This window comes from Brachybacterium kimchii (assembly GCF_023373525.1).
GTDB lineage: Bacteria > Actinomycetota > Actinomycetes > Actinomycetales > Dermabacteraceae > Brachybacterium > Brachybacterium kimchii.
In genome coordinates this window covers 1,625,703-1,649,868 of record NZ_CP097218.1, presented here as the reverse complement: position 1 = coordinate 1,649,868, position 24,166 = coordinate 1,625,703, and the positions used below count along the sequence as shown (strand labels likewise).

Genomic DNA, 24,166 nt, shown 5'->3' with positions numbered 1-24,166 from the left:
TGGACGGTCCGGCCGGGCTCAGAAGGTCCGCGGGTCCTCGGGCTCGGGCGCGTCGCCCGACGGGCCTCCGCGGCGGCCCGGTCGCCCGTCGGCGTCCCACTGCCGGGACCGATCCTCGGAGTCCGGACCCTCGGGACTCGGCTCCTCACGGATCGGTTCTTCGGGGATCGGTTCCTCGGGGCTCGGCTCCTCCGGTGCCGAGGCCGCGGGGCCGGGATCCGCGGGCGAGGCGGCCGACGACGCGAGAGGGGAGGGCGCGGAGGCGAGGCCGTCGTGCACGTCCAGGGAGTGGTAGGCGGATTCGGCCTGGTCCTTCGCGATCTGCGAGAGGTCGGACTCGAGGTCGCGGAGCATCCCGCGGGCGTCCTCGATGATGACGTCGTCCTCGGCCTCGATGCCGTGCAGCAGCCAGTCGATCACCGCGAACTCGCCCACGGCGTGGGCGCGCTCGAGCAGTCGCGGGTGCACGGGAGCGCCCAGGGCGTTGCGGTAGGCGGAGAACAGGTCGTCGAAGGCCTCCGACTCCAGTGCGGAGGCGAGCCAGGCGAGATCGTCGGCCGGATCGCCGATGCGGGCGGCGTCCCAGCCGCGCACGCCCGTGATCCTCGATCCCTGGAAGTACAGGCTCTCCTCGGAGAGGTCGCCGTGGACGACCACGGGCTGGAGGTCCCAGAGGCCGTCGTCGGCCAGCAGGGTCTCCCAGCGCTGGAGGACGGCGGTGGGGATCGTCTCGAGCTCGCGGGCGCGGGCGAGCTGCGCGCGGTGGGCCTCGCGCAGCGCCTGCGCGGTGTACGCCTCGGCGCCGACGGTCTCGACCACGTGCGCGGGGACGCGGTGGATCCGGGCGATGACCTCGCCGAGCGAGGTGACCAGGGCGCGGTCGCGGTCCAGGAGGTCCAGCAGCAGCGGGGAGCCCTCGTGGACCTCCGTGACGGCGGCGCGGCCGCCCTCGGGCAGCTTCACGGATCCGAGCACGGCGGGCACCAGGTCGCTCAGCGTGTGCTGGGCGAGGGCGCCGGAGATGCTGAGCTCCTTCTCGAGGCGCACGCCGCCGGCCGTGGTGCGCGGGCAGGTCACGAGGACCTTGCGCCCCTCCTGGCTGATGACCCCGGCGACGTCGACGTCGTCCTGCGGGGTCGGGATCGCCACGGTCCGCGCGGGCTCGAAGCCGGGGACCGAGGCGGCGGCGAAGGCTGCCAGGGAGTAGGAGTTGTGGCGCACGGATCCACCGTACCCGGCCGTCGGCTGGGAGCAGCGGCGGGACACACGGTGCACCCTCGATGCGCGCGCACGAGCTCGCGGACGCGTCGGCGCCCGGGTGTGAGATGGCTCTACGCTGATCACATGGTGCGAGTGCGCGGACCCCAGCTGCAGACCCCTCTGACCCGACATGATCTGGATCGTGGTGCGCTGCGCCGCTCCGACCCGCACGTGCTCGACGCGGGGGAGGACGCCTCCTACCTGGTGACCCGCTCGGGCGCGGCCAGCATGATCGAGGACGGCGAGGGCCGCCTGCTCCCCGCCCTCGAGGACGTCGATCCTCGCGGCCACCAGAGCGCCTCGGCCGTCTACCTCGGTGAGCGCGACGGCAGGCGCATCATCGCCGTCGAGCTCCCCGAGCCCAGCGCCGAGCTCGACGATCCGGGCCGCGACATGCGCGACCTGCGGCGCGTGGTCGGCGACCTCGGGCCCGAGGACGCCGCGCTCGCCGTCGCCGCGGCCGCAATGGGCTCCTGGCACCGCTCGATGCGCCACTGCCCCCTGTGCGGGGCGCTGCTCGAGGCGCGACTGGGCGGATGGGTGCTGGTCTGCAGCGAGGACGGCACCGAGCACTTCCCACGCACCGACCCGGCCGTGATCATGGCGGTCCGGGACGAGCAGGACCGCCTGCTGCTGGCGCGCAACGCGAGCTTCCGCAGCGGGTTCCACTCCGTGCTCGCGGGTTTCGTCGAACCGGGGGAGACGATCGAGGCGGCCGTCTCCCGCGAGGTCGCCGAGGAGGTCTCGCTCGTCGTCGAGGAGGTCGAGTACGTCGGCTCCCAGCCCTGGCCCTTCCCGCGCTCCCTGATGCTCGCCTTCCGCGCCTGGGCGGCCGACGGGCAGGAGATCGTGCTGGCCGACGGCGAGCTCGCCTCCGCCCGCTGGTTCACGCGCGAGGAGCTCACCGCCGCGGTCGCCGCGGGCGAGATCCAGGTGCCGAACGTCGCGTCCGTCGGTCGGGCGCTGGTCGAGGACTGGTACGGCGGGCCCATCGACGAGGGCTGATCCCCGCCGCTCCGTCGACGAGGTCTGATCCCGGACGCTCCCGACGGAGGGTCCCCGCGGTCCCTCCCCAGGGGGTCGCGGTCCACAGCGCGTCCTCGCGCGTCGGTGGGCGCTGGCAGACTGGGAGGCGATGACCGCGCACCAGTCCGACACCGACACCACGAGCCCCGTGGACGAGTCCGCCCCTCCGCTCACCGCCGAGGCGGTGCTCGAGGCGCTCGACCCCGAGCAGCGGGAGGTCGCCCGCAGCTTCGACGGGCCCGTGTGCGTGCTCGCCGGTGCCGGCACCGGCAAGACCCGCGCGATCACCCATCGCATCGCCTACGGCGTGATGACCGGCCGGCTCAATCCCCGGCACGTGCTCGCGGTGACCTTCACCGCGAAGGCCGCCGCGGAGATGCGCTCGCGCCTGCGCGACCTGGGCGTGCCCGCCGTGCAGGCCCGCACGTTCCACGCCGCGGCACTGCGCCAGCTCCGCCACTTCTGGCCGCGCGTGGTGGGCGGTCCCGTGCCCGAGATCATGGCCAACAAGTACCCGGGCGTCGCGGAGGCCTGCCAGCGCCTGCACATGAGCGTGGACCGTGCCGCCCTGCGCGACATCGTCTCCGAGGTCGAGTGGTCGCGGGTCTCGATGCTCACGCCCGAGAGCTACCCCGAGGCGGCCGCGACGACCCGTCGGCCCGGCGTCGCGGGCTTCGACTCGCGGTCGATCTCACGCATCCTCACCCAGTACGAGGAGGTGAAGAAGGAGAAGGGCGTCATCGACTTCGAGGACGTCCTGCTGCACATGGTCGGCTTCCTCACCGAGAGGCCCGACGTCGCCCGCGAGGTCCACGGCCAGTACAAGCACTTCGTGGTGGACGAGTACCAGGACGTCTCCGCCCTCCAGCACTCCCTGCTGCGCCTGTGGCTGGGGACCAGCGGCGACCTGTGCGTGGTGGGCGACGCGGCCCAGACCATCTACACGTTCGCCGGGGCACGCGCCTCGTACCTGCTGGACTTCCCCAAGGAGTTCCGCGGCGCGCAGGTGATCCGCCTGGAGCGCAACTACCGCTCCACGCCGCAGATCGTGCGCCTCGCCAACACCGTGCTCGACGGCGCGCGCGGGCGCACACGCGACCACCGCCTCACCCTCGCCTCCCAGCGCGCGGACGGCCCGCCGCCCGTCATCGAGTCCTACCCCGACGACGTCGCCGAGGCCGAGGGCGTCGCCGAGCGCATCGCCGACCTCGTCTCCCAGGGGCGCAGCGCCGCGGAGGCCGCCGTCCTCTTCCGCACCAACAGCCAGTCCGAGGCGGTCGAGCAGGCCCTCACCGCCCGCGGCATCGGCTACCTCGTGCGCGGGGGCGACAAGTACTTCGAGCGCCAGGAGATCCGCCGCGCCATGGTCGCCCTGCGCGCCGCCGCCCGGGTCCAGCCGGAGGATCCCGCGCGGGCCGTCCGCGACGTGGTGGGCGGGCTCGGCTGGAGCGCGCAGGCGCCGGAGACCACCGGTGCCGTGCGCGAGCGCTGGGACTCGCTGAACGCCCTGGTCAGCCTCACGGACACCATCATCGCCCGCCCCGGCGCGACCCTCGCGGAGGTGGTGCGGGAGCTCGAGGAGCGTGCGGAGGCGCAGAGCGCTCCCACGGTCGACGGGGTCACCCTCGCCTCGGTCCACGCCGCCAAGGGCCTCGAATGGCCCATCGTGTTCCTCATCGGCGCGAGCGACGGGCTGCTGCCCATCTCCATGGCGCAGACCGCCGCCGAGGTCGAGGAGGAGCGCCGCCTCTTCTACGTCGCGCTCACTCGCGCGAAGGACCTGCTGACGATCTCCTGGGCCGCCGCCCGCAGCGCCGGCTCCCGCGGCTCCCGCAAACCCTCGCGGTTCCTCGACGGGCTCCTCGAGCCCGCCGAGAGGACGCCGGCGAAGGGGCCGCAGGCCCGCCGTACCGGCCGCCGCGGCGCCACCACGTTCAGCAGGTGCCGTGCGTGCGGAAAGAACCTGGACACCCCCGGCGAGCAGCGACTCGGTCGACATGTCGCCTGCCCGCCGAGCCATGACGAGAGCGTGCTGGACGAGCTGCGGCTGTGGCGCCGCCAGCGCAGCGCACAGCTCGGGGTCCCCGCGTACTCGGTGCTCACGGATGCCGCGCTCGCCGCGATCGCCGAGCGCGCGCCGTCGGACCTCGACGCTCTCGTGCACGTCCCCGGCGTCGGTCCGCTGAAGGGCCGGCGCTTCGGCGAGGAGCTCCTGCAGATCCTCGCGAGCCACCGCTGACCAGCACGAAACCGCAGGTCAAAAAATAGGTGTCGTGGATCTCGAGGGCGTGTAGTCTGTTCTCGTTCATCGTCCACGACGTGGTCCGGGAGACCGGGGCGCGCGCACAGGAAGGGGGTGTCGTCAATGACCACATGGAAGACGCAGATCGAGCCGATCGGCTTCACCGGGTCCGACGCCGCCCTTCTCGCGGCGCCCGCTCTCTCGAACGAGCGGGTCTATCGACCCAAGGGGCTGACGGCTTGATCTGATCGGGACCCACCTGTCTCGATCTGCCGCCCCTCCGGCGAGAGCGCACTGCAGCGCCCGCCCTTCCTCGACCACGACGATTTCGAAGCAGCGAGACGATGACCGACGTCCTCACCCGCAGTGACCTCACGACCATCACCGACACCCGGCACGATGCCGCGCCCTCGGCGACCCTGCCCTGCCAGGACATCGAGGCGGCTGACCTGTTCTTCTCCGAGCGCCCCGCGGACCTCGAGTCCGCGAAGGTGCTCTGCGCCGACTGCCCCCTGCGGGCGGTCTGCCTCGAGGGCGCCCTCGATCGGGGCGAGCCCTGGGGCGTCTGGGGAGGACAGATCCTCGAGAACGGAGCCGTCATCGCGTTCAAGCGCGGACGCGGACGGCCCCGCAAGAACGCCGCCTGAGCAGGCGGCACGCGTGACGGCCCGGGGAGCGCGCACGGCTGCGAGCCGTTGCGCGGATGCCCCCTCACAGCGTCAGGGGCGGCCCACCAGATGGTGGGCCGCCCCTGAGACGCGAGCGCTGGGCGCTCGCCGCAGGATCCGCGTGGAGCGGATCCCTTCGATCCTGGCTGATCAGGCCTTGCCGAGGATCCGGTTCAGCTTGGTGCCGCAGACCGGGCACACGGCCTTGGCCATGCGACGCTCGTTCGAGACGACGACGTCGCCCGTGGCCTCGCGCTTCTCGCGGCACTTCACGCAGTAGAACTCGCCGCTGTACTTCTCGTCAGCCATGTTCACTCCTTCTCTTGCCCCCGCGGCCCCGGCATCGCACATCACGGCCGGGCCCTGCGAGGTCGTCCCCGACACTGTATAGGTCCGGGAGGGCAGGGACGGAATCGACACCAGGGGGTGTCGCACGGTGGTGTCGCGTGCCTCGGACCGCCGACCCGGTGCGTGCCGCGGCCGACGCCGTCGACGCAAAGACGCACCCCCGCGACGACGGGGGATCGCGGGGGTGCGGGAGATGCTCTGCGTCTCTCGTGGAGCCCCGGGGGCGCTCAGCATCGTGTGCACCTTCCCCGTACGCACCATGCCCGTTATCCCGGGGCTCCACTGACGTACGAAACTAGCCGCTGGCCGGGTGCGGGTCAAAGGCAGTCCAGTGGATCCGCTGTGGACAAGCGGCCTCATCGTGTGGACGGACGGTGCATGATCCATGCCCTTCTGTGGACGACGAGGGGACGCGGGAGCACTGGGGAGGACTGACGTGCACGCTCGTCATGCACAGCTGGGGACGACACGCCGATCCCAGATTTTTTTCTGAGATCCTGTCTCCATGCCAGAGCTCACCGAGCACGAGGGGGTCCGCGGCCCGCAGGGGGAGCGAGTCCTCGTGCGCCGTTCCGCGCGTCGCCGCCGCACCGTCTCCATCACCCGTCGCGAGGGCGATCTCGTGGTCTCGATGCCGGCATCCTTCGGCTCCCGCCAGGAGCGGCACTGGGTGCGCAGCATGATCGAGCAGCTCCAGCGCAAGGAGCTCGCCCGCGGACCGGCCCGCAGCAGCGACGAGGACCTCATGCGTCTTGCGCGCCGGCTCTCCGACGCGCACCTGGGCGGTCGCGCCCACCCCGCCTCGGTGTCCTGGTCCAGCCGCCAGCAGCACCGCTGGGGATCGTGCACCTCCTCGACGGGGGAGATACGACTGTCCGCGCGCCTGCGTCCGATGCCCCAGCACGTGCTGGAGTACGTGCTGGTCCATGAGCTCACGCACCTGATGGTCGACGACCACTCGGCGGAGTTCTGGGCCCTCGTGGACAACTATCCCCGCACCGCCCACGCGCGCGGGTTCCTCGAGGGCGTGTCCTTCGCCCAGCAGTACGGCACCGGCGGCGGGGCGTGGGAAGGCGATGGCGAAGGCACCTCGGAGCAGGGAGCGGACAGCACCCGCCCGTCCGGTCGAGATACAGCGGCCGACGGCGTCGACTGATCGGCCGGGCCGACGGGGCTCGACTGATCGGCCGGGCCGACGGGGCTCGACAGGGTCGACGGACCTCAGTCCGAAGCGGGCCCGGTGTCCTCCAACGGCTCGGCGGCGAACTCGTCCAGGTAAGGCACGAGGCGCTCGAGGATCTCGGGCATGTCGGAGGCGGCGTCGGCCGGCAGCGGGACGCGAGGGGAGAAGCCGCCGTGAGGGCCGTCGATCCGCGGCCACGGCACCCACACGGGCGTCGGCGCGCCGGGCTCCTCCGCCCTCAGCGGCAGCTCTGCGGCCCCGGCGTCTGCGCGCAGCACGAGCACGACATCCCAGTGCCCTCCGCACGCACCGAACGTCGAGGCGAGGTCATGGGCCTCGAGCAGGGCAGGACCCGGGCCCACCGGACGCAGGCGCGCGTCGGCCCCCGGGCCGGCCTCCGCGCCGAGGCCGGTCTCCTCCGCGATCTCGCGACGCACCGCCGCCTCGAGCGACGCATCGGTGGCCTCGAGGTGCCCGCCGGGCTGCACCCAGCAGCGGCCGCGGGCGTGCCAGACCAGTGCCACATGCTCGGCCGGCCCGTCGAGGACGACGGCGCTCGCCGTCAGGTGCAGCGACCCGCCCTCGGCGGCCAGCGCGGGCCCGTCGCGCAGCACGGCATCGGGGATCGCCTCGAGCAGACGCACGTAGTCCTCGCGCACGGCCGGATCGATCGCGACCTCCGATGCGGCGCGCAGCTCCTCGAGAGCGCGCGCCGTGAGCGCGGGGGCCGTGGAATCAGGTGCGCGGGTCATCGTCCGAGGGGGAGTCGTCGGGGGAGGAGCCGTCCGACGCGGGACCGTCCGTCCCGTCCTGCTCTTGCGACCCGTCCGAGCCCGCCTCGTCGAGGAGCTTCGCGAGCTCGGCGTCGATGTCGTCGGGCAGAGCCATCGTCTCCTCCGCGTCCTCGCTCTGGCCGTCGGCCGCGAGAGCGGGAGCGTCGGCGGCGGGAGCCTGCGGGCGACCGCTGAGCACCGCCAAATCGGGCAGCAGATCGGGGTGGGCCCACTTGCCGTCGCGGGCCTGCTCGCCCTCGGTGTCCAGCACGCTCTCCCACCATGCGAGCGCCTCGCGCACGCGGCGCGGGCGCAGCTCGATGCCCACCGTCTTGGAGAGCATCTCCTCGGCCGGCGAGCCGCTCGCGCGACGACGGCGCAGCACCTCGCGCAGGGCGTCGAGCTGCGGGAGCTTCCCGGCCAGGGCCTGCGAGGTGACGTGGTCGACCCAGGCCTCGACGAGCGCGAGCGTCGTCGCGAGCTCCTCGAGGGCGCGCTCCTGGGAGGCGCGGCGGGTGAAGACGAACATCTCCTCGGGCCGACGTGCCTGCAGCGCCGAGGGATCGGAGAGGTCGAGGTCTCGCACCATCTCGTCGAGCGCGTCGAGATCCAGGGTGATGCCGCGGGCGTAGTCCTCGACCGCGGAGAACAGGGCACGCGGCAGCCACGGCGCGGAGGAGAACAGAGCGGTGTGGGCGAGCTCGCGCGAGGCCAGGAAGATCCTCGCCGCCGGTGCGTCCAGGCCGTGGGACTCCACGAGATCGGCGACGTTCGCGGCGACCAGCGCGGGACGCCCCTCGGGTCCCAGCGGCAGCGAGAGGTCCGTGGTGCCGAAGACCTCGCGGGCGAGCGAGCCGATCGCATGGCCGAACTGCACGCCGAACAGGGTGCCGCCCATCCGCTCCATCATCTGGCCCGGGTCCCCGGGCATCTGGAGCTCCGCCTGCTGCATCTGCGCGGTCATGGCCTCACCGATCGCTCCGGCCATGTACTTCGCGACGGGCTCGGCGATCGACTGCCAGCGCTCCTGGGTGCGGTGCAGCCAGGTGCCGCGGGTCCACACCTCGAGCGGGCGGGACGGCAGGTCGAAGGAGATCGCATCCGCCAGCCAGAGGGAGGCGATGTTCGACGCCTCCTCGAGCTCCTTGACCTGCTGGTCGCTCGGCGACGGGTCACCGGGCGTGCCGGCGGGCGCCGGGGCGCCCGGCACCTGGACCGTGCCCTGCGCGGTGCGGCGCGAGAGGTCCTGGGCGAGCGTCCAGTTCACGGGGCCGTCGCCCTGGGCGTTGAGCACGTGCTGCATCTGCGCGGCCGCGGCCTTGAGCATCGCCGGGTCGCTGGGCAGGTTCGCCTGCTTGGCGAGCTCGCTGAGGTCCACGCCGTCCAGCGCGCCCTCGGGGATCGCTCCTCCCAGGGCCTCTTCGAGGAAGCGGCGCAGGGCGTCGTCGTCGGGTGTCGGGTTCTCGGTCATGGGGCACCTCCGGGTGCGGCCGCCCGCGCTCTCGCGGCCGGTGCGGCCTGGATCAACGTCGTGGCCAGCGTACCGAGCAGGATCCAGGACGCATCGGGCGGGCATTCAGTTTCGCTCAGGGCGTCGAACCGGCCTCCCGCCGCGGGACGGTCAGGGCACGTGCGGCACAATGGTCCGGTGACCTCCCGCCCCCCTGGACCGACGCCCGACGGCGCGCAGCCCTCGCACCCCGCCGCACCCGAGAACGGGACGCAGCCGCGCACCGGTGAGCCGCCGGCCGGCGGCTCGTCGGCCGACGGGACGGCCGACGGCGAGCAGCGCATGGGGCGCGTCACCCGGTTCCTCGGCGGCGAGGCCTTCGCCCACCCGCGGCTCGCGGCCGGCAGCCTGCTGGTGATCTGCGCGATGCTGCTGGGCGCCATGTTCGTGCCCGTGCCCTACGTGGTCGAGCAGCCCGGGCCCGCGATCGACGTCCTCGGGAAGTACGACGACAAGCAGGTGCTCTCCATCGAGGGCCACAAGACCTACCCGACCGACGGCTCGCTGATGATGACCACGGTCTCGGTCGACGGCGGGCCCGGCTACCCGGTGACACCGGTCGAGGTGGTGCGCGCCTGGTTCGACTCCACCCGCTCGGTGCTGCCGCGCGAGCTCGTCTTCCCCGAGGAGCAGACCGCCCAGGAGACCACGCTCGAGAACTCCGTCCAGATGAGCAGCTCCCAGCAGGAGGCCGTCGTCGTCGCCCTCGACGAGCTCGACATCGACCACGAGGACTCCGTGCAGGTCTCGGGCGTCGAGCAGGACTCCCCGGCCGACGGCGTGCTGGAGCCCGGCGACCGCGTCCTGGCGATCGGCGGCACGAGCGCCGACAGCGCGGAGGCCTACCGCGCACTCGCCGCGAAGACCACCCCGGGGGACGAGGTCGCCATGCGCGTCGAGCGCGACGGCAAGAAGCTCGACCTGCAGGTGCCCACCCGGGAGGTCGACGGCAAGGCCCGCATGGGCATCGTCCTCGCCGACGGCTACGAGTTCCCCTTCGACGTGAACCTGGGCGTCGGCGACGTGGGCGGCCCGAGCGCCGGCACCATGTTCGCCCTGTCCATCTATGACGAGCTCACCCCCGGCGCCCTCACCGGCGGCCAGGACATCGCCGGCACCGGCACCATCGACGAGAAGGGGAAGGTCGGCGCGATCGGCGGGATCCGCCAGAAGATGGTCGGCGCCCGGGACTCCGGCGCCGACTACTTCCTCGCGCCGGCCTCCAACTGCGACGAGGTCGCCGGGCACGTCCCCGACGGGCTGCAGGTGGTGAAGGTCGACGACTTCGACGGGGCCCTGCACGCCGTGCAGACCATCGCGAAGGACCACAGCACCAAGGGGCTGCCCACCTGCGGGTGAGCGCCCGTGCACCCGCATCCGAGCACGAGCCCATCAGAGGAGAGTCGTTCATGAGCAGGAAGAGGCGCGGCACCTCCGCCGCGGACCCCAAGCGCATCACCGTCGTCTTCGACTTCGGCGGCGTGCTCAGCGCCGGGCACGATCCGGTGCCCACCGTCCACGAGCTGCTGGGCGGCGACGCCGAGACGGTCGGGGAGGCGCTCTGGGAGCACCGCGGCGACTACGACGCCGGCCGCATCGACGCCGCGGAGTACTGGGGGCGCGTGGCCGCCGCCGCCGGCATCGAGAACCTCACCGAGACCGAGGTGCGCGAGCTGCAGAGCGCCGACAACCGCTACTTCCTGCAGCTCGACCAGCGTTCGCGCGAGCTGCTCCACGACCTCGCCCGCAACGGGATGCGGATGGCGCTGCTGTCCAACGCCTCGGCCGCCTTCGGCGAGGACGTGCGCCGCGCCGACTGGTTCGAGGCCTTCACCCTGGCCGTCATCTCCGCCGAGGAGAAGCTCGTCAAGCCGGACGCGGAGATCTACCGGATCCTGCTGGACGTCCTCGCCCACGAGAACGGGGGAGTGGCCCGCCCCGGCGACGTCGTGTTCTTCGACGACCGCGCCGACAACGTCGAGGCGGCCCGCGCGCTCGGGATCGACGCGCACCTGTGGCCGCGCAACGGGGAGGACGGCGCCGCCGAGCACGGCGCGACCATGGCCCGGCGCGTGCTCGAGGGACGCGGAGTCCCGCTGTCCTGACGAGCGGGCCGCGGTCCACTGCGAGAACCGCGTCGGGACGGTGCACCGATCAGCGATCGCGATGACGGTGCGTGATCCGCCGTCGCTGGGCAGGGCGGGTACCCTGGTGAGGGCATCCAGGGGCTCGACCGCGCACATCCGCGCGCCCGTCGGGCCCGGGAATTCCAGGGACCACCTCACCACCGCACGCGCGCGCCGGTGCACACCGGCCCGCACCGTGGCGATATCGACCGTCTACCAGGGAGAACAGCTTGGCAGAGTTCATCTACACCATGTACAAGGCCCGCAAGGCCGTGGGCGACAAGGTCATCCTCGACGACGTCACCATGAGCTTCTACCCGGGCGCGAAGATCGGCATGGTCGGCCCCAACGGCGCCGGCAAGTCCACGATCCTCAAGATCATGGCGGGCCTCGACCAGCCCTCCAACGGCGAGGCGCGCCTGAGCCCCGGCTACAGCGTCGGCATCCTCCTGCAGGAGCCGCCGCTGGACGAGTCCAAGACCGTTCTGGAGAACGTCCAGGAGGGCCTGGGCGAGCTGTTCCGCAAGGTCCAGCGCTTCAACGCCATCGGCGAGGAGATGGGCCAGCCCGACGCGGACTTCGACGCGCTCATGGAGGAGATGGGCAAGCTCCAGACCGAGATCGACAACGCCAACGGCTGGGATCTCGACTCCCAGCTCGAGCAGGCGATGGACGCCCTGCGCTGCCCGCCCGGCGACGAGAAGGTCACCCACCTCTCCGGTGGTGAGAAGCGCCGCGTCGCGCTGTGCAAGCTGCTCCTGGAGAAGCCCGACCTGCTGCTGCTGGACGAGCCCACCAACCACCTCGACGCCGAGAGCGTGCTCTGGCTCGAGAACCACCTCCAGCAGTACGAGGGCGCCGTCATCGCCGTCACCCACGACCGCTACTTCCTGGACCACGTCGCCCAGTGGATCGCCGAGGTCGACCGCGGCCACCTCTACCCCTACGAGGGCAACTACTCCACCTACCTGGAGAAGAAGGAGGAGCGCCTGGCCGTCCAGGGCAGGAAGGACGCGAAGCTCGCCAAGCGCCTCAAGGACGAGCTCGAGTGGGTGCGGTCCTCCGCCAAGGGCCGGCAGACGAAGTCCAAGGCGCGTCTGGCCCGCTACGAGGAGATGGCCGCCGAGGCCGAGCGCACCCGCAAGCTCGACTTCGAGGAGATCACCATCCCGCCGGGCCCGCGCCTGGGCACCAAGGTCATCGAGGCCGACGATCTGAAGAAGGGGTTCGGCGAGCGTCTGCTCATCGACGGGCTCAGCTTCTCGCTGCCCCCGAACGGCATCGTCGGCGTCATCGGCCCCAACGGCGTCGGCAAGACGACCCTGTTCAAGACGATCGTGGGCCTGGAGCCGCTGGACGGCGGCGACCTCGAGGTCGGCCAGAGCGTCAAGATCAGCTACGTCGACCAGAACCGCGAGAACATCGACCCGGAGAAGAACCTCTGGGAGGTCGTCTCCGACGGCCTCGACTTCATCCAGGTCGGCAAGGTCGAGATCCCCTCGCGCGCCTACGTCAGCCAGTTCGGCTTCAAGGGGCCCGACCAGCAGAAGAAGGCCGGCGTGCTCTCCGGCGGCGAGCGCAACCGCCTGAACCTCGCGCTCACCCTCAAGCAGGGCGGCAACGTGCTTCTGCTCGACGAGCCGACGAACGACCTGGACGTCCAGACGCTCGGGTCGCTCGAGAACGCCCTGCTGGAGTTCCCCGGCTGCGCGGTGGTGGTCTCGCACGACCGCTGGTTCCTCGACCGCGTCGCCACCCACATCCTGGCCTACGAGGGCACCGAGGAGGACCCGGCGAACTGGTACTGGTTCGAGGGAAACTTCGAGGCCTACGAGAAGAACAAGGTCGAGCGCCTGGGCGAGGAGGCCGCGCGGCCTCACCGCGTGACCCACCGCCGCCTGACCCGCTGAGCGCGGCCGGGCTCGGTCGGACCCGGTCCGACGACCCCGGCCCCGCCGGCATGCACGACGCCCCCTGCAGATCGCTCTGCAGGGGGCGTCGTGCATGGGATGCGTCGGCGACGGGCGCACCGCGTGCGCGGGACGCGGGCATCGCCGCCTCGCGTCAGCCCAGGTGCCGGCGCACCCGGTGCTCGAGGGTCGCGCGGACCATCGGCCAGTCCCGGGCGAGCACGCTGAACTGGGCGGTGTCGCGCACGATCCCGAAGCCGTCGCGGGAATCGGCGCGCAGGATCCCCTCGAGCTCCGCGCCCAGACGCTCGATCGCCGCGCGGGACTGCTGGTTCGCCCGATGCGTGCGGAAGCGCACCGCCTCCACCTCCCACTGCTCGAAGGCATGGGCGAACAGCAGCGCCTTCGAGTCGGGGTTCGTGCCGGTGCCGTGGACGGAGGCGCGGTTCCAGGTCGAGCCGATCTCCACGCGCGGCACCGTGGGGTCGATGTTCATGAACGTGGTCATCCCCAGCACCAGGCCGTCGGCCCGCCGGATCGTCGTGAACGGCAGCATCGTGCCCTCCTCGCGCAGCGCGAGGCGCCGGTCGATCTCCTCGGCCATGTCCTCGGGGCGGGGGATCGGGGTGTACCAGGTGGACCACAGCTCGCCGTCGGCCACCGCGTCCTGCAGACCCGCGAGGAGATCGTGGCTCAGCGGCACGAGGTCCACGAGCCGCCCGTGCAGGGTGAGGGTCGGCAGCGGAAGCGGGATCGACATGGAGGGGCTCCTTCGGGACTGGGGACTGGGGACTGTGGGCCGAGGAGGCAGGGACGAGGGCCATCCGGGCGCTCGCGCGGGTGCACGCTCGGCATCCAGTTTCGGTCATGCAGGTGACACGGGGTAGCCGACGCGCTGACGCGTGGTGATCGGTGTCCGATTCCGCCTGTACTCTCGGCCCCATGAAGCCTGCCGCCACCTTCACGGTCGCCTCCGATCTGCCCGCCGCGCTCGAGCCGCTGCGCACCCTCGCGATGAACCTGCGCTGGTCGTGGCGCAGGCAGACCCTCGCCCTCTTCCAGGACCTCGATCCGGAGGCCTTCGCCGCGAGCGGCGGCAGCCCGATCGCGATGCTCCCCCTCGTGCCCGCGAGTCGGCTCGCGCAGATTGCCGGCGACGAGGACTACCTCGCCAGGATGCGCGCCGAGATCGGCGACCTGCGCACCTACCTCGACTCCGGCCGCTGGTTCCAGCGCACCGTGCCCACCCAGGGGGCCGACGGGGAGCGCACCCCGGCCGTCGCCTACTTCTCCATGGAGTTCGGCATCACCCCCACGCTGCCGATCTACTCGGGAGGCCTCGGGATCCTCGCCGGCGATCATCTGAAGTCGGCCTCGGACCTGGGCGTCCCGCTGGTCGCCGTCGGGCTGCTCTACCAGTGGGGCTACTTCTCCCAGAGCCTGGACCGCGACGGCTGGCAGCGCGAGAGCTACCGCCTGAACGATCCCGCGGACCTTCCGGTCGAGCCCGTCGTCGACGCCGCCGGCGAGCCGCTGACCGTCTCGGTGGCCCTCCCCGGCGGCCGCGAGGTGCACATCGCCGTGTGGAAGGTGCAGGTGGGACGCGTGCCCCTGCTCCTCCTGGACACAGACGTCGAGGAGAACGACGAGGAGTCGCGGGCGATCACCGACCGTCTCTACGGCGGCGACCACGACCACCGGATCCTCCAGGAGATCGTGCTGGGCGTGGGCGGCGTGCGCGCCGTCGCCGCGTTCAGCGAGACCGGCGCCTTCCCCGCCCCCGAGGTCTTCCACCTCAACGAAGGCCACGCGGGCTTCTCCGGGCTCGAGCGCGTCGGCCGGATCATGCAGCGCGGCCGCAGCTTCGACGAGGCCCTGACCGAGGTCCGCGCCGGCACCGTCTTCACCACGCACACCCCCGTGCCCGCCGGCATCGACCGTTTCGACGTCGGGGAGTTGCGGCGCGTGCTGGACGCCGACGAGTCCGGCATCTCCCGCCTCGTCGGCGGCCTGCCCGTCGAGGCGGCCCTCGCCCTGGGCCTCGAGGACGGCGGCGAGGTCTTCAACATGGCCCACATGGGCCTGCGCCTTGCCCAGCGCTCCAACGGCGTCGCGAAGCTCCACGGCGCCGTCTCGCGCAGCATGTTCCGCTCCCTGTACCCGGGCTTCGACGTCGCCGAGGTGCCGATCACCTCGATCACCAACGGCGTGCACCGCCGCACCTGGACCTCGCGCGCGATGGACGACCTGTACAAGAAGGTCCTCGGGGACGTCGACATCTCGGCGCTGTCGGACTGGAGCCCGCTGGCGACGCTCGGCGACCACGAGCTCACGGCCGTGCGCGACCAGCTGCGCGGCGAGCTGGTGACGATGGTGCGCGAGCGTCTGCGCGCCTCGTGGCTGCAGCGCGGGGCCGACGACGCCGAGCTCGGCTGGACCCAGGAGGTCCTCGACCCGGACGCGCTGACCATCGGCTTCGCCCGCCGCGTCTCCACCTACAAGCGCCTGACCCTCATGCTGCGCGATCCCGAGCGCCTGCGGCGCATCCTCCTGGACCCCGAGCGCCCCGTGCAGTTCGTCATCGCCGGCAAGTCCCATCCGGCCGACGTCCCCGGCAAGGAGTTCCTCCAGCAGATGGTGCGCTTCGCCGACGAGGCCGGCGTGCGCCACCGGATCGTCTTCCTTCCCGACTACGACATCACCATGGCCTCCGTGCTCGTGGCCGGCTGCGACGTGTGGCTGAACAACCCCATCCGCCCCGAGGAGGCCTCCGGCACCTCCGGCATGAAGGCGGTGCTCAACGGCGGCCTCACCTTCTCGATCTCCGACGGCTGGTGGGACGAGATGAACGACGACGAGGCCGGCTGGACGATCCCCACCGCCCACGTCGAGGACCAGGGCGAGCGGGACCGGCTCGAGTCCGACGCCCTCTACGAGATCCTCGAGCACGAGATCGCGCCCCTCTTCCACGACGTCGATGCCGAGGGCATGCGCCACGGCTGGTGCGACCGCGTGCGCACCTCCCTGGTGCGGATCGCCCCGCAGATCACCGCCGCCCGCATGGTCCGCGACTACGTCACCGAGCTGTACCTGCCCGCAGCGGGTGCGGCCGAGGCCTTCGCCGACGACCCCGCGCTCGCCGACGAGTACACGGCCTGGAAGGCCCGCGTCTCCGACGCCTTCGACCGCATCGGCGTGCGCGACGTCCGCATCGAGGGCGGACGCAGCGAGGGCCTCGTGCCCACGGGCGCCGAGATCACGCTCTCGGCAGCCGTCGACCTCGCCGGGCTCGGCGAGCACGACGTCGAGGTCGAGGCGCTCGTGGGCCCCGTCGGCCCCGACGGTGAGATCGAGTCGCCGCAGCTGATCCCGCTGCGCCCGGGTGCCGGCGCAGAAGCGGCAGCAGGGGCGGCGTCGGGTGCCGGGGCGAGTGCAGGAATCGGTGCGGACGACGGGGGAGCGGCCCGCTGGTCCGCGTCCTTCACCCTCGCCCGCCCGGGCGAGCTGGGCGTGAACGTGCGCGTGGTGCCCCGCCACCGGGTGCTCGCCTCGCCCGCCGAGCTCGGCCTCGTCGTCACCGCCTGAGCCCGGCGGCGACGCCGCGCTTCGCACGAAGGGGCCGGCCGGCCGAGCTCTGCTCTCCTGGAGGCGGTGCGGCGAGCGGGACCGTGTCACGGAGGGGTGTACAGCGGCTCTCTCTGCCATATGTGGCAGAGAGAGCCGCTATGTGCCGGTCGACGACAACCATGACAACGGGAGCGCCGGCGGCACGCCGGTCGACGACGACCATGACAACGGGAGCGCCCGCCGCGGGCGTCATACTGGTCCGATGCGTCCCCGTTCGCCCGTGGTCGGCTACCTCCTGCTCGCCCCCAGCCTCATCGGCGTGACCGCCTTCCTGCTGCTGCCGGTGCTGCTCGCCTTCGTCGTCTCCCTGTTCCGCTGGGACCTCATCGGCACCCGCGAGTTCGTGGGGCTGGCGAACTACGCGGATCTGCTCAGTGGCGGAGCACTGCTGAACTCGCTGGTCGTCACGGTGCTCTTCACGGTCATCGCGGTGCCCGTGACCCTCGCCCTCGGCCTCGTGCTCGCCACGCAGCTCGTGCGCGCCGTGCCCGGGTCCACGCTCGTGCGGGTGATCGTGGTGATCCCGTGGGTGTGCGCGCCGCTCGCCCTGGGCGTGGTGTGGAAGTGGATCTTCCAGCCCTCGACGGGTGCGCTGAACGCCCTGCTCGGGGTGCGCGTGGAATGGCTGACCTCGCCGATGCTCGCGCTGCCCGCGGTCGCCTTCGTCGCGATCTGGCAGCAGGTGGGGTACGTTTCCCTGTTCTTCCAGGCAGGGCTCGCCCGCATCCCCGACACCATCTACGAGGCAGCGCGCATCGACGGGGCGAGCCCCTTCCAGCAGCTGCGCTTCATGACGATCCCGCTGCTGCGGCCCACGACCTTCTTCCTGGGCGTCACCCAGGTGGTCGCGAGCTTCCAGGTGTTCGACATGGTCTACGCGCTCACGGGCGGCGGACCCGAGCACCGCACCGAGGTGATCGCCTCGCTCATCTACAACCAGGCCTTCGACTCCTTCGCCGTGGGGAAGGCGAGCGCCGTCGCGGTGGTGCTGTTCCTCCTGCTGGTCGTGATCACCGTCGCCCAGCAGCGGTACTTCGGCCGCCGCATCACCTACGACCTGAGCTGAAGGAGGACCCCGATGCACGCACGCCGACCCCTGTCCCTGGCCGCGACCTACGCGGTCCTGCTGATCGCCGTCCTGCTCACCCTCGCGCCGTTCGCGCTGTCGGTGATCACGGCCCTGAAGACGCCCCGCCAATTCGTCCAGGACGGGCCGCTGGCCCTGCCCTCACCGCTCACCCTCGAGAACTTCACCTCCCTGTTCACCACCTCCGAGGGCGGCTTCGTCACCCCGCTCGTGGTCACCGTGCAGATGGTGGCCGTGATCCTCGTGGGGCAGATGGTGTTCTCCGTGCTCGCCGCCTACGCCTTCGCGCTGCTGCGGTTCCCCGGCCGCGACCTGCTGTTCTGGGTGTACGTCGCGACGCTCATGGTGCCGCAGGTCGTGGTGGTGGTGCCGCTGTACCTGATGATGAGCGAGGCGGGGATGCGCAACACGTTCTGGGCGCTCGTGCTGCCCTTCGTGCTGGGCAGCCCGTACGCGATCTTCCTGCTGCGCGAGAACTTCCGCGGCATGTCCACCGAGCTCATGGACGCCATGCGCCTGGACGGCGCGGGCACCCTGCGCCTGCTGTGGAACCTCGTGATCCCGCTGAACCGTCCCATCATCGTCACCCTCGTGCTGATCACGGTCGTCACCCACTGGAACAGCTTCATGTGGCCGCTGATCATCACCTCGGGGCCGACATGGCAGACGGTCACCGTGGCGACCTCGGCCCTGCAGTCGCAGTACTCGAGCAACTGGACCCTGGTGATGGCCGCGACGACCCTCGCGATGCTCCCGCTCATCGCGCTGTTCGTGATCTTCCAGCGCCAGATCACCCGGTCGATCGGCGCGAGCACTCTGCGCTGAGCATGACGCCCGGTGTCCTCGGAGGTCGGAATGGTCCCGGCTCGTCGGGCGGATCGGGGCACAATGGGCGGATCGGCGGGAGACCACCGCGCCCGACCCGTCGGGCGCACGCCGCGTCCGCCCGCCGAACCGCTCGAGCCCGCCCTCCGGAAGGACCCGCCATGATCAGTCGACGCCGTATGATCTCCGCCCTCGCCGCGACAGGCGCCGCGGGGGCCGCCGCGGCCTGCTCGCCCTCGGGCTCGGGCGACTCAGGATCCGGCTCCGGCTCCGGCAAGGGCGGCAAGTCCCTCACCTTCCGCCTCTGGGACGACACCGCCAAGGCCGCCTACGAGAAGTCCTTCGAGGCCTTCGAGAAGGACTCCGGGTGGAAGGTGAGCATCGACGTCGTGGCCTGGGACGACTACTGGACGAAGCTGCCCCTGGACGTCGCGAGCGGCGACGCCCCGGACGTCTACCTCATGAACTCCGCGAACTACGTGCAGTTCCAGGAGGCCGGGAACCTCGTCGCGATCGACGATGTGGTCGACGGCGTCGACAAGGACCAGTGGCAGAAGGCCGTCGTCGACCTCTACACCCGTGACGGGAAGCTCTGGGGAGTCCCGCAGCTGTGGGACTCGATCGCGCTGTTCTACAACAAGGATCTGCTGGACGCCGAGAAGATCGATCCGACGGACCTCTCCTTCGACCCCTCCAAGGACTCCGACCCGCTGCGCGAGGCGGGCAAGGCCCTCACGGTCGACAAGGAGGACCGCCACCCCGGCGACAAGGGCTTCGACGCGGACTCCCGCAGCCGGTTCGGCTTCAACTCCTCGTGCGACCGCCAGGCGATCATCGGCCCGTTCCTCGCCTCGAACGGAGCGGACTGGGAGAACGACAAGGACCAGTACGCCTTCGCCTCCAAGGAGGGCATCGCGACCTTCCAGTACCTCGCGGACCTCGTGAACAAGGACCAGATCGCGCCCGACGCGGCCGACACCAACGAGAACGGCGACCTCTGCCGCGACATGTTCGCCCAGGGCAAGCTCGCCCTGTTCCAGTCCGGCCCCTACAGCCTGAGCGCGATCGACGAGGCCGTGGGCGACAGCTTCGAGTGGGGCATCGCCCCGATGGTCGCCGGCCCGGCGGGCGCGAAGTCCCTGGTCCATGGCGTGGTCGCCGTGGGGAACGCGAAGGCCGACGACGACCAGCAGGAGGGCATCGCGAAGCTGCTGACCTGGCTGGGCAGCGCCGACGGACAGCGGCCCTTCGGCGAGATGGGCGTGTCCTTCCCGGGCAACAGCGACGTCCAGGACACCTTCGTGGACTACTGGAAGGACAAGGGCCAGGACGTGAGCGTCTTCATCGACGCCGCGAAGGATCCGGCCCCGGCCGACACCGGTGCCAAGGCGAACGCCGGGCTCACCGCGGCGATGCCCGTGTTCCAGGAGATCTTCATCGGCCGCAAGAGCGCGAAGGACGGCCTCCCGGAGGCGCAGAAGGCCGGCAACGAGGCGATGAAGTGACGCGCTGAGGTGCGCGCCGCGCGTCAGCGGCGGTCGGCCCCGGTGCGGATCATGCCCTCCTGGGTGATGGTCGCGACCAGGGAGCCGTCGCGCGCGAACATCTCGCCCTGGGTGAGGCCGCGCCCGCCCGATGCCGAGGGGGAGCGCTGCACGTACAGCAGCCACTCGCCGGCGTCCACGTGCTGGTGCCACCAGATCGCATGGTCGATCGTCGCCATCCGCAGGCCCGGCGTCACCCAGCTCAGACCCTGGCGGCGCAGGATCGGCTCGAAGGGCGTGTAGTCGCTCGCGAACGCGAGGATCGCGTCGTGCACCAGCGGGTCCGCCTCGATCGGCGTGAGGACCCGCATCCACAGCATCTGGGACTCGGCGCCCGAGCCGTCGGGCCGCAGGTAGATCGGGTCGGTGACGTGGCGGATGTCGATCGGCCGCTGGGTCGCCCAGTAGCGGGCCACGGGATGGTCGATCCCGGCGAGGACCTCGGCCGTGGTGGGCAGACCCTCGGGGTCCGGTGCCTGGGGGGCGCGGTCCTGGTGCTGCAGGCCGTCCTGCACCTCCTGGAACGACGCCGTCATCGCGAGGATCGTGCGCTCGCCCTGTGTCGCGAGCACGCGGCGCACCGAGAAGGAGCCGCCGTCGCGCAGCGCGTCGACGCTGAAGCGGATCGGCTGGTGCGGATCGCCCGGGGCCAGGAAGTAGGAGTACATCGAGTGGATGTGCCGGGTCTCGGGGACGGTGCGGCCCACGGCGACGACGGCCTGGCCCATCACCTGCCCGCCGAAGACGTGCCCGCCGGGCTGGGGGCGCGTGTCGCCCTCGAAGACGGCCGCGCTCCCTCCTCCGGCCGCGCTCGCTCCTCCGGCCGCGCCGGGAGTGCCGGGAACTCCGGAGCCCCCGGTCCCGGTGGACCCGTGGGACCCGTCGGATCCGTCGGCCTCCAGCGTGCGCAGGTCCAGCAGGTCGAGCAGCGCGGCGGAGACCGCGGCGGGATCGGGCGCGTCGGCGCCGGTCGTGGGGCCGGAGAGCGGATCGGGATGCGCGTTCGACATGCGCCGATGGTACGTCGGACCCCCACGGATCCCTACGATGGCCCCATGGCTCATCTCGACATCACAGTCCCTGTCCGCTGGACCGATCTGGACGCCTACGGCCACGTGAACAACGCCGCCGTGGTGCGCCTCCTCGAGGAGGCGCGGATCGCCGCGTTCTGGTCGCCCAGCGAGGAGCAGATCGAGCGCGGGGCCGTGCGTCGGCCCTCGCAGCTCGACCTGTTCGACGCGACCTCGCCTCTGCTCACCCTCATCGCCTCCCAGCGCCTGGAGTACCACCGGCCCATCGAGTACCTGCGCGAGGGCGCGCTGGTGCGGATGTGGGTGCCGCGGGTGGGCGGGGCGAGCTTCGACGTGGACTACCGGCTGCTGCGGGCCGACGATCCGGACGGGGCCTACCCCTACGTCAGCGCGCGCACCACGATCGTGGTGGTCGAGCGCGAGCAGGGGCGGGCGACGCGTCTGAGCGACGAGGTGCGCGTGCTGCTGGACCAGTACACCGACGAGCCGCTCGAGTTCCGCGGCTGATCAGGCCGGGTGCTCGTCGGTCTCGTGAGAGTCGGTGAGCGTGAGCGCACCGAGGGTCGCGATGATCCCGACGGCGACGGCGAGGATCGCGAAGGTGATCCGCTCGCCGTGGAAGAACGACGCGACCAGGCCGTCGGACCAGGTGCCGGCGGGCAGCGTCGTCGTCACGAGCGCGGCGATGAGGGTGCCCACCACCGCGGTGCCGACGCTGGTGCCGACCTCCTGCGCGGTGTCGTTCAGGGCCGCGCCGATGGAGGTGCGGTCCTCGGGCATGCCGCCGATGAGGGCGACCGCGCAGGTCGTCATGACGATCCGCAGGCCGAAGGACATGATGACCATGGAGATCGCGATCGGCAGGTAGCCGTGCTGCACGCTCCAGGCCATCCCCGCGAGGGCGACGAACATGCTCGCCGCGCCCACGAGGCAGGCGATGCGGTGGCCGAAGCGAGCCACCAGGCGCTCCACGAGCGGTGAGGCGACCAGCATCGTGAGGATCATCGGCAGGTTCGCGAGCCCGGCGAGCACCGGGGACCAGCCGTAGGCGAACTGGAAGTGCATGACCAGGGCGAACATGACGCCGGCCATGGCGATCGAGGTGCCGATCTGGGCGAGCGCCGCGCCGCGGACGGTGCCGGTCGCGAGCAGGCGCAGATCTAGCATGGGGGAGGCGGCGGTGCGCTCGCGCACGACGAACAGCACGATCGCGAGCACGCAGCCCACGAGGCAGCCGAGCGTCGCCGGTGAGGTCCAGCCGTTCTCGACGCCGCTGGTGAGCATAAAGCAGCCCAGGCCGATGGCGGCGATGGAGAGGATCGAGCCGGGCAGGTCGAGCTTCTCGGTGGTGAGGTCCTCGGGGCGGTCCGGGGCGACGCCGCGGCGCACGCCGATGAAGGCGATGAGCGCGATCGGGGCGTTGACCATGAGCAGCCACTCCCAGCGCACGTGGGCCAGGGCTGTGCCGCCGAGCAGCGGGCCGAGGATGAAGCCGCTCATGCCCACGATCATCATCACGGTGATGGCGCGCATGCGCACGGTGTCGTCGTCGAACAGGCGGAAGACCAGCGAGTTCGTGATCGGCGCCATGGCCGCGGCGGCGATGCCGAGGACGGCGCGCAGCGCGATCAGCTCTCCGGTGGTCTCGACGAAGGCGACCAGCAGGCTGAGCAGGCCGAACACGGCGAGGCCCACGAGCAGCACGCGGCGGCGGCCGAGGCGATCGGCCGCGGATCCTGCGGTGAGCAGGAGTCCGCCGAAGGTCAGCGAGTAGGCGCCGGTGATCCACTGCATGGCGGTGGTGCCGCTGCCCAGGTCGCGGCTGATGGTGGGCAGCGCGATGCTCAGCAGCGTGTTGTCGACCATCTCGACGAAGAAGGCGAGGCACAGGGCGAGCATCGGCAGCCAGGCGGCGCGCAGGCTCGGATAGATGCGGGCCGGCGTGGTGGGTGCGGCGGTCGGGGCGGACGGGGACGACGCGTCGGGCGGGACGGACGGTCGGGTGGTGGTCATGGGAGCCTCCTGGGGAGTCGTATCGAACGACGTTCGAGAATGGAACAACGTTCGATAAGGTAGACCTGGAACGTCACGAGCACAAGGCGGAGGGAGGCGATGGGCATGGCTGGTGCGTCACAGGGCCGACGAGGTCCGGGCGGCGCGGGAGGCCCCGGCGGTCCCCAGGGCCCCGGTGATCCGCGAGGCCGACGCGGTCCCGGAGGAGTCCCGGGCCAGGGCCCCGCCGGCGGACGCGGCCCCGGGCGAGCTCCGGCGGCCGGGCGAGCGCCCCAGCGCGGCCGGCAGCGGGCGACGCATTCGCTCGAGGCCGTGCTCACCGAGGCGATCGCCCTGCTCGACGCCGACGGCGAGGGAGCGCTGACATTCCGCGCGCTCGCCGCGCGGCTCGGCGGCGGCGTCGCGAGCATCTACTGGTACGTCTCCAGCAAGGACGAGCTGCTGGACCGGGCGACCGACCAGGTGATCTCGGAGTACGTCGCGCGCATCGCGGATCTCCCCGGGTCGGAGGATCCGCTCGCGGACCTGCGTGCGCTCGCCGTCGACCTGTTCGACACCATCCGCGAGCACCCCTGGACGGGCCGCTACATGATGCGCGACAGCTCGACCCAGCCGCACGTGGTGCGGGCCTACGAGGCGCTCGGCGAGCAGGTGATGCGGCTGGGGATGCCGCCGCGGGAGACGTTCCACGCGGTCTCCACGGTGCTCGGCTTCGTCATCGGCACCGCGATCGATCTGGGGCAGGAGCCTCCCGCCGAGCTCGCGGCGACCCTCGCGGACCGCGACAGCGGTCTCGAGCAGTACGCGCAGGTCTGGCGGGACCTGGACCCCGAGGAGTTCCCGTACATCCACGCCATCATCGAGGAGTTCGTCGGCCACGACGACGCCGACCAGTTCCGCGCCGGACTCGACCTCATCCTCGAGGGAATGCGTCAGCAGGCGGGCGGCGCAGCGGACGCGGACCGAGCCGGGGCGTCGGCGGGTCCGGACTGA

The 24,166-nt window shown here is 71.8% G+C and carries 20 protein-coding genes; 13 read left to right on the top strand and 7 right to left on the bottom strand.

Annotated features, from left to right (window positions below):
* Positions 1–18 precede the first annotated feature (18 nt).
* Positions 19–1,221, bottom strand: coding sequence for a phosphotransferase (locus M4486_RS07885; RefSeq protein ID WP_249480595.1), 1,203 nt, complete (start codon positions 1,219–1,221; stop codon positions 19–21).
* 123 nt (positions 1,222–1,344) lie between these two features.
* Here M4486_RS07885 and nudC point away from each other — a divergent pair, with 123 nt between their 5' ends.
* The 3 genes from nudC (at position 1,345) to M4486_RS07870 (ending at position 5,175) form a co-directional block, all read left to right on the top strand.
* The gene (nudC, locus tag M4486_RS07880) at positions 1,345–2,265 is read left to right on the top strand and encodes an NAD(+) diphosphatase (protein WP_249480593.1); all 921 of its coding nucleotides are present in this window, start codon (positions 1,345–1,347) and stop codon (positions 2,263–2,265) included.
* A gap of 130 nt (positions 2,266–2,395) precedes the next feature.
* Positions 2,396–4,525, top strand: a complete 2,130-nt coding sequence (locus M4486_RS07875; protein ID WP_249480592.1) for an ATP-dependent DNA helicase UvrD2 — start codon at positions 2,396–2,398, stop codon at positions 4,523–4,525.
* A 347-nt stretch (positions 4,526–4,872) separates the two neighbouring features.
* The gene (locus tag M4486_RS07870) at positions 4,873–5,175 is read left to right on the top strand and encodes a WhiB family transcriptional regulator (RefSeq protein WP_283257967.1); all 303 of its coding nucleotides are present in this window, start codon (positions 4,873–4,875) and stop codon (positions 5,173–5,175) included.
* Positions 5,176–5,346: 171 nt separating this feature from the next.
* On the opposite strand, the gene M4486_RS07865 is transcribed toward M4486_RS07870, so the two are convergent.
* Positions 5,347–5,505: a DUF5679 domain-containing protein gene (locus tag M4486_RS07865; RefSeq protein ID WP_193636287.1), complete on the bottom strand. Its 159-nt coding sequence runs from the start codon at positions 5,503–5,505 to the stop codon at positions 5,347–5,349.
* A 544-nt stretch (positions 5,506–6,049) separates the two neighbouring features.
* Between M4486_RS07865 and M4486_RS07860 the strand changes: the two genes are divergently transcribed.
* Positions 6,050–6,700, top strand: coding sequence for a M48 family metallopeptidase (locus M4486_RS07860; RefSeq protein WP_249480591.1), 651 nt, complete (start codon positions 6,050–6,052; stop codon positions 6,698–6,700).
* 65 nt (positions 6,701–6,765) lie between these two features.
* Here M4486_RS07860 and M4486_RS07855 read toward each other — a convergent pair whose 3' ends face one another.
* Positions 6,766–7,479: an NUDIX domain-containing protein gene (locus M4486_RS07855; protein ID WP_249480590.1), complete on the bottom strand. Its 714-nt coding sequence runs from the start codon at positions 7,477–7,479 to the stop codon at positions 6,766–6,768.
* Complete coding sequence (locus tag M4486_RS07850) at positions 7,463–8,971, bottom strand: zinc-dependent metalloprotease (protein WP_249480589.1); 1,509 nt, start codon at positions 8,969–8,971, stop codon at positions 7,463–7,465. Before M4486_RS07850 ends, M4486_RS07855 begins: the two co-directional genes overlap by 17 nt.
* Before the next feature lie 177 nt (positions 8,972–9,148).
* On the opposite strand from M4486_RS07850, the gene M4486_RS19810 reads away from it, so the two are divergent.
* The 3 genes from M4486_RS19810 (at position 9,149) to ettA (ending at position 13,046) form a co-directional block, all read left to right on the top strand.
* Positions 9,149–10,369 carry a YlbL family protein gene (locus M4486_RS19810; RefSeq protein ID WP_283257966.1) on the top strand — a complete coding sequence of 407 codons (1,221 nt, stop codon included), beginning with the start codon at positions 9,149–9,151 and terminating at the stop codon, positions 10,367–10,369.
* A gap of 50 nt (positions 10,370–10,419) precedes the next feature.
* A complete protein-coding gene (locus M4486_RS07835; RefSeq protein WP_249480588.1) occupies positions 10,420–11,115 on the top strand; it encodes an HAD family hydrolase in 696 nt (231 codons plus the stop codon).
* A 251-nt stretch (positions 11,116–11,366) separates the two neighbouring features.
* Positions 11,367–13,046, top strand: a complete 1,680-nt coding sequence (gene ettA / locus M4486_RS07830) for an energy-dependent translational throttle protein EttA (protein WP_249480587.1) — start codon at positions 11,367–11,369, stop codon at positions 13,044–13,046.
* A gap of 154 nt (positions 13,047–13,200) precedes the next feature.
* On the opposite strand, the gene M4486_RS07825 is transcribed toward ettA, so the two are convergent.
* Positions 13,201–13,806 (bottom strand): GNAT family N-acetyltransferase, encoded by a 606-nt coding sequence (locus M4486_RS07825; protein WP_249480586.1) that lies wholly within the window; start codon positions 13,804–13,806, stop codon positions 13,201–13,203.
* Between the two features lie 182 nt (positions 13,807–13,988).
* Between M4486_RS07825 and glgP the strand changes: the two genes are divergently transcribed.
* The 4 genes from glgP (at position 13,989) to M4486_RS07805 (ending at position 20,090) form a co-directional block, all read left to right on the top strand.
* On the top strand, positions 13,989–16,631 hold the full coding sequence (gene glgP / locus M4486_RS07820) for an alpha-glucan family phosphorylase (RefSeq protein ID WP_249480585.1): 2,643 nt from the start codon (positions 13,989–13,991) through the stop codon (positions 16,629–16,631).
* Between the two features lie 244 nt (positions 16,632–16,875).
* On the top strand, positions 16,876–17,739 hold the full coding sequence (locus M4486_RS07815; protein WP_249480584.1) for a carbohydrate ABC transporter permease: 864 nt from the start codon (positions 16,876–16,878) through the stop codon (positions 17,737–17,739).
* A 12-nt stretch (positions 17,740–17,751) separates the two neighbouring features.
* On the top strand, positions 17,752–18,585 hold the full coding sequence (locus M4486_RS07810; protein WP_249480583.1) for a carbohydrate ABC transporter permease: 834 nt from the start codon (positions 17,752–17,754) through the stop codon (positions 18,583–18,585).
* Positions 18,586–18,746: 161 nt separating this feature from the next.
* Positions 18,747–20,090 carry an ABC transporter substrate-binding protein gene (locus tag M4486_RS07805; RefSeq protein ID WP_249480582.1) on the top strand — a complete coding sequence of 448 codons (1,344 nt, stop codon included), beginning with the start codon at positions 18,747–18,749 and terminating at the stop codon, positions 20,088–20,090.
* Positions 20,091–20,113: 23 nt separating this feature from the next.
* On the opposite strand, the gene M4486_RS07800 is transcribed toward M4486_RS07805, so the two are convergent.
* On the bottom strand, positions 20,114–21,139 hold the full coding sequence (locus M4486_RS07800) for an acyl-CoA thioesterase (protein WP_249480581.1): 1,026 nt from the start codon (positions 21,137–21,139) through the stop codon (positions 20,114–20,116).
* Positions 21,140–21,184: 45 nt separating this feature from the next.
* Between M4486_RS07800 and M4486_RS07795 the strand changes: the two genes are divergently transcribed.
* The gene (locus tag M4486_RS07795) at positions 21,185–21,667 is read left to right on the top strand and encodes an acyl-CoA thioesterase (RefSeq protein WP_249480580.1); all 483 of its coding nucleotides are present in this window, start codon (positions 21,185–21,187) and stop codon (positions 21,665–21,667) included.
* Here M4486_RS07795 and M4486_RS07790 read toward each other — a convergent pair whose 3' ends face one another.
* A complete protein-coding gene (locus tag M4486_RS07790; RefSeq protein ID WP_429798330.1) occupies positions 21,668–23,173 on the bottom strand; it encodes an MFS transporter in 1,506 nt (501 codons plus the stop codon).
* 312 nt (positions 23,174–23,485) lie between these two features.
* Between M4486_RS07790 and M4486_RS07785 the strand changes: the two genes are divergently transcribed.
* Positions 23,486–24,166: a TetR/AcrR family transcriptional regulator gene (locus M4486_RS07785; protein WP_249480579.1), complete on the top strand. Its 681-nt coding sequence runs from the start codon at positions 23,486–23,488 to the stop codon at positions 24,164–24,166.

What these genes read in the sequence shown, in the direction of transcription:
- M4486_RS07825 (WP_249480586.1), bottom strand. Translation starts at nt 13,806, where the DNA reads ATGTCGATCCCGCTTCCGCTGCCGACCCTCACCCTGCACGGGCGGCTC.
- nudC (WP_249480593.1), top strand. Translation starts at nt 1,345, where the DNA reads ATGGTGCGAGTGCGCGGACCCCAGCTGCAGACCCCTCTGACCCGACAT.
- M4486_RS07810 (WP_249480583.1), top strand. Translation starts at nt 17,752, where the DNA reads ATGCACGCACGCCGACCCCTGTCCCTGGCCGCGACCTACGCGGTCCTG.
- M4486_RS07865 (WP_193636287.1), bottom strand. Translation starts at nt 5,505, where the DNA reads ATGGCTGACGAGAAGTACAGCGGCGAGTTCTACTGCGTGAAGTGCCGC.
- M4486_RS07835 (WP_249480588.1), top strand. Translation starts at nt 10,420, where the DNA reads ATGAGCAGGAAGAGGCGCGGCACCTCCGCCGCGGACCCCAAGCGCATC.
- M4486_RS07870 (WP_283257967.1), top strand. Translation starts at nt 4,873, where the DNA reads ATGACCGACGTCCTCACCCGCAGTGACCTCACGACCATCACCGACACC.
- glgP (WP_249480585.1), top strand. Translation starts at nt 13,989, where the DNA reads ATGAAGCCTGCCGCCACCTTCACGGTCGCCTCCGATCTGCCCGCCGCG.
- M4486_RS07805 (WP_249480582.1), top strand. Translation starts at nt 18,747, where the DNA reads ATGATCAGTCGACGCCGTATGATCTCCGCCCTCGCCGCGACAGGCGCC.
- M4486_RS07815 (WP_249480584.1), top strand. Translation starts at nt 16,876, where the DNA reads ATGCGTCCCCGTTCGCCCGTGGTCGGCTACCTCCTGCTCGCCCCCAGC.
- M4486_RS07860 (WP_249480591.1), top strand. Translation starts at nt 6,050, where the DNA reads ATGCCAGAGCTCACCGAGCACGAGGGGGTCCGCGGCCCGCAGGGGGAG.
- M4486_RS07855 (WP_249480590.1), bottom strand. Translation starts at nt 7,479, where the DNA reads ATGACCCGCGCACCTGATTCCACGGCCCCCGCGCTCACGGCGCGCGCT.
- M4486_RS07850 (WP_249480589.1), bottom strand. Translation starts at nt 8,971, where the DNA reads ATGACCGAGAACCCGACACCCGACGACGACGCCCTGCGCCGCTTCCTC.
- M4486_RS07875 (WP_249480592.1), top strand. Translation starts at nt 2,396, where the DNA reads ATGACCGCGCACCAGTCCGACACCGACACCACGAGCCCCGTGGACGAG.
- M4486_RS07790 (WP_429798330.1), bottom strand. Translation starts at nt 23,173, where the DNA reads ATGACCACCACCCGACCGTCCGTCCCGCCCGACGCGTCGTCCCCGTCC.
- M4486_RS07800 (WP_249480581.1), bottom strand. Translation starts at nt 21,139, where the DNA reads ATGTCGAACGCGCATCCCGATCCGCTCTCCGGCCCCACGACCGGCGCC.
- M4486_RS07795 (WP_249480580.1), top strand. Translation starts at nt 21,185, where the DNA reads ATGGCTCATCTCGACATCACAGTCCCTGTCCGCTGGACCGATCTGGAC.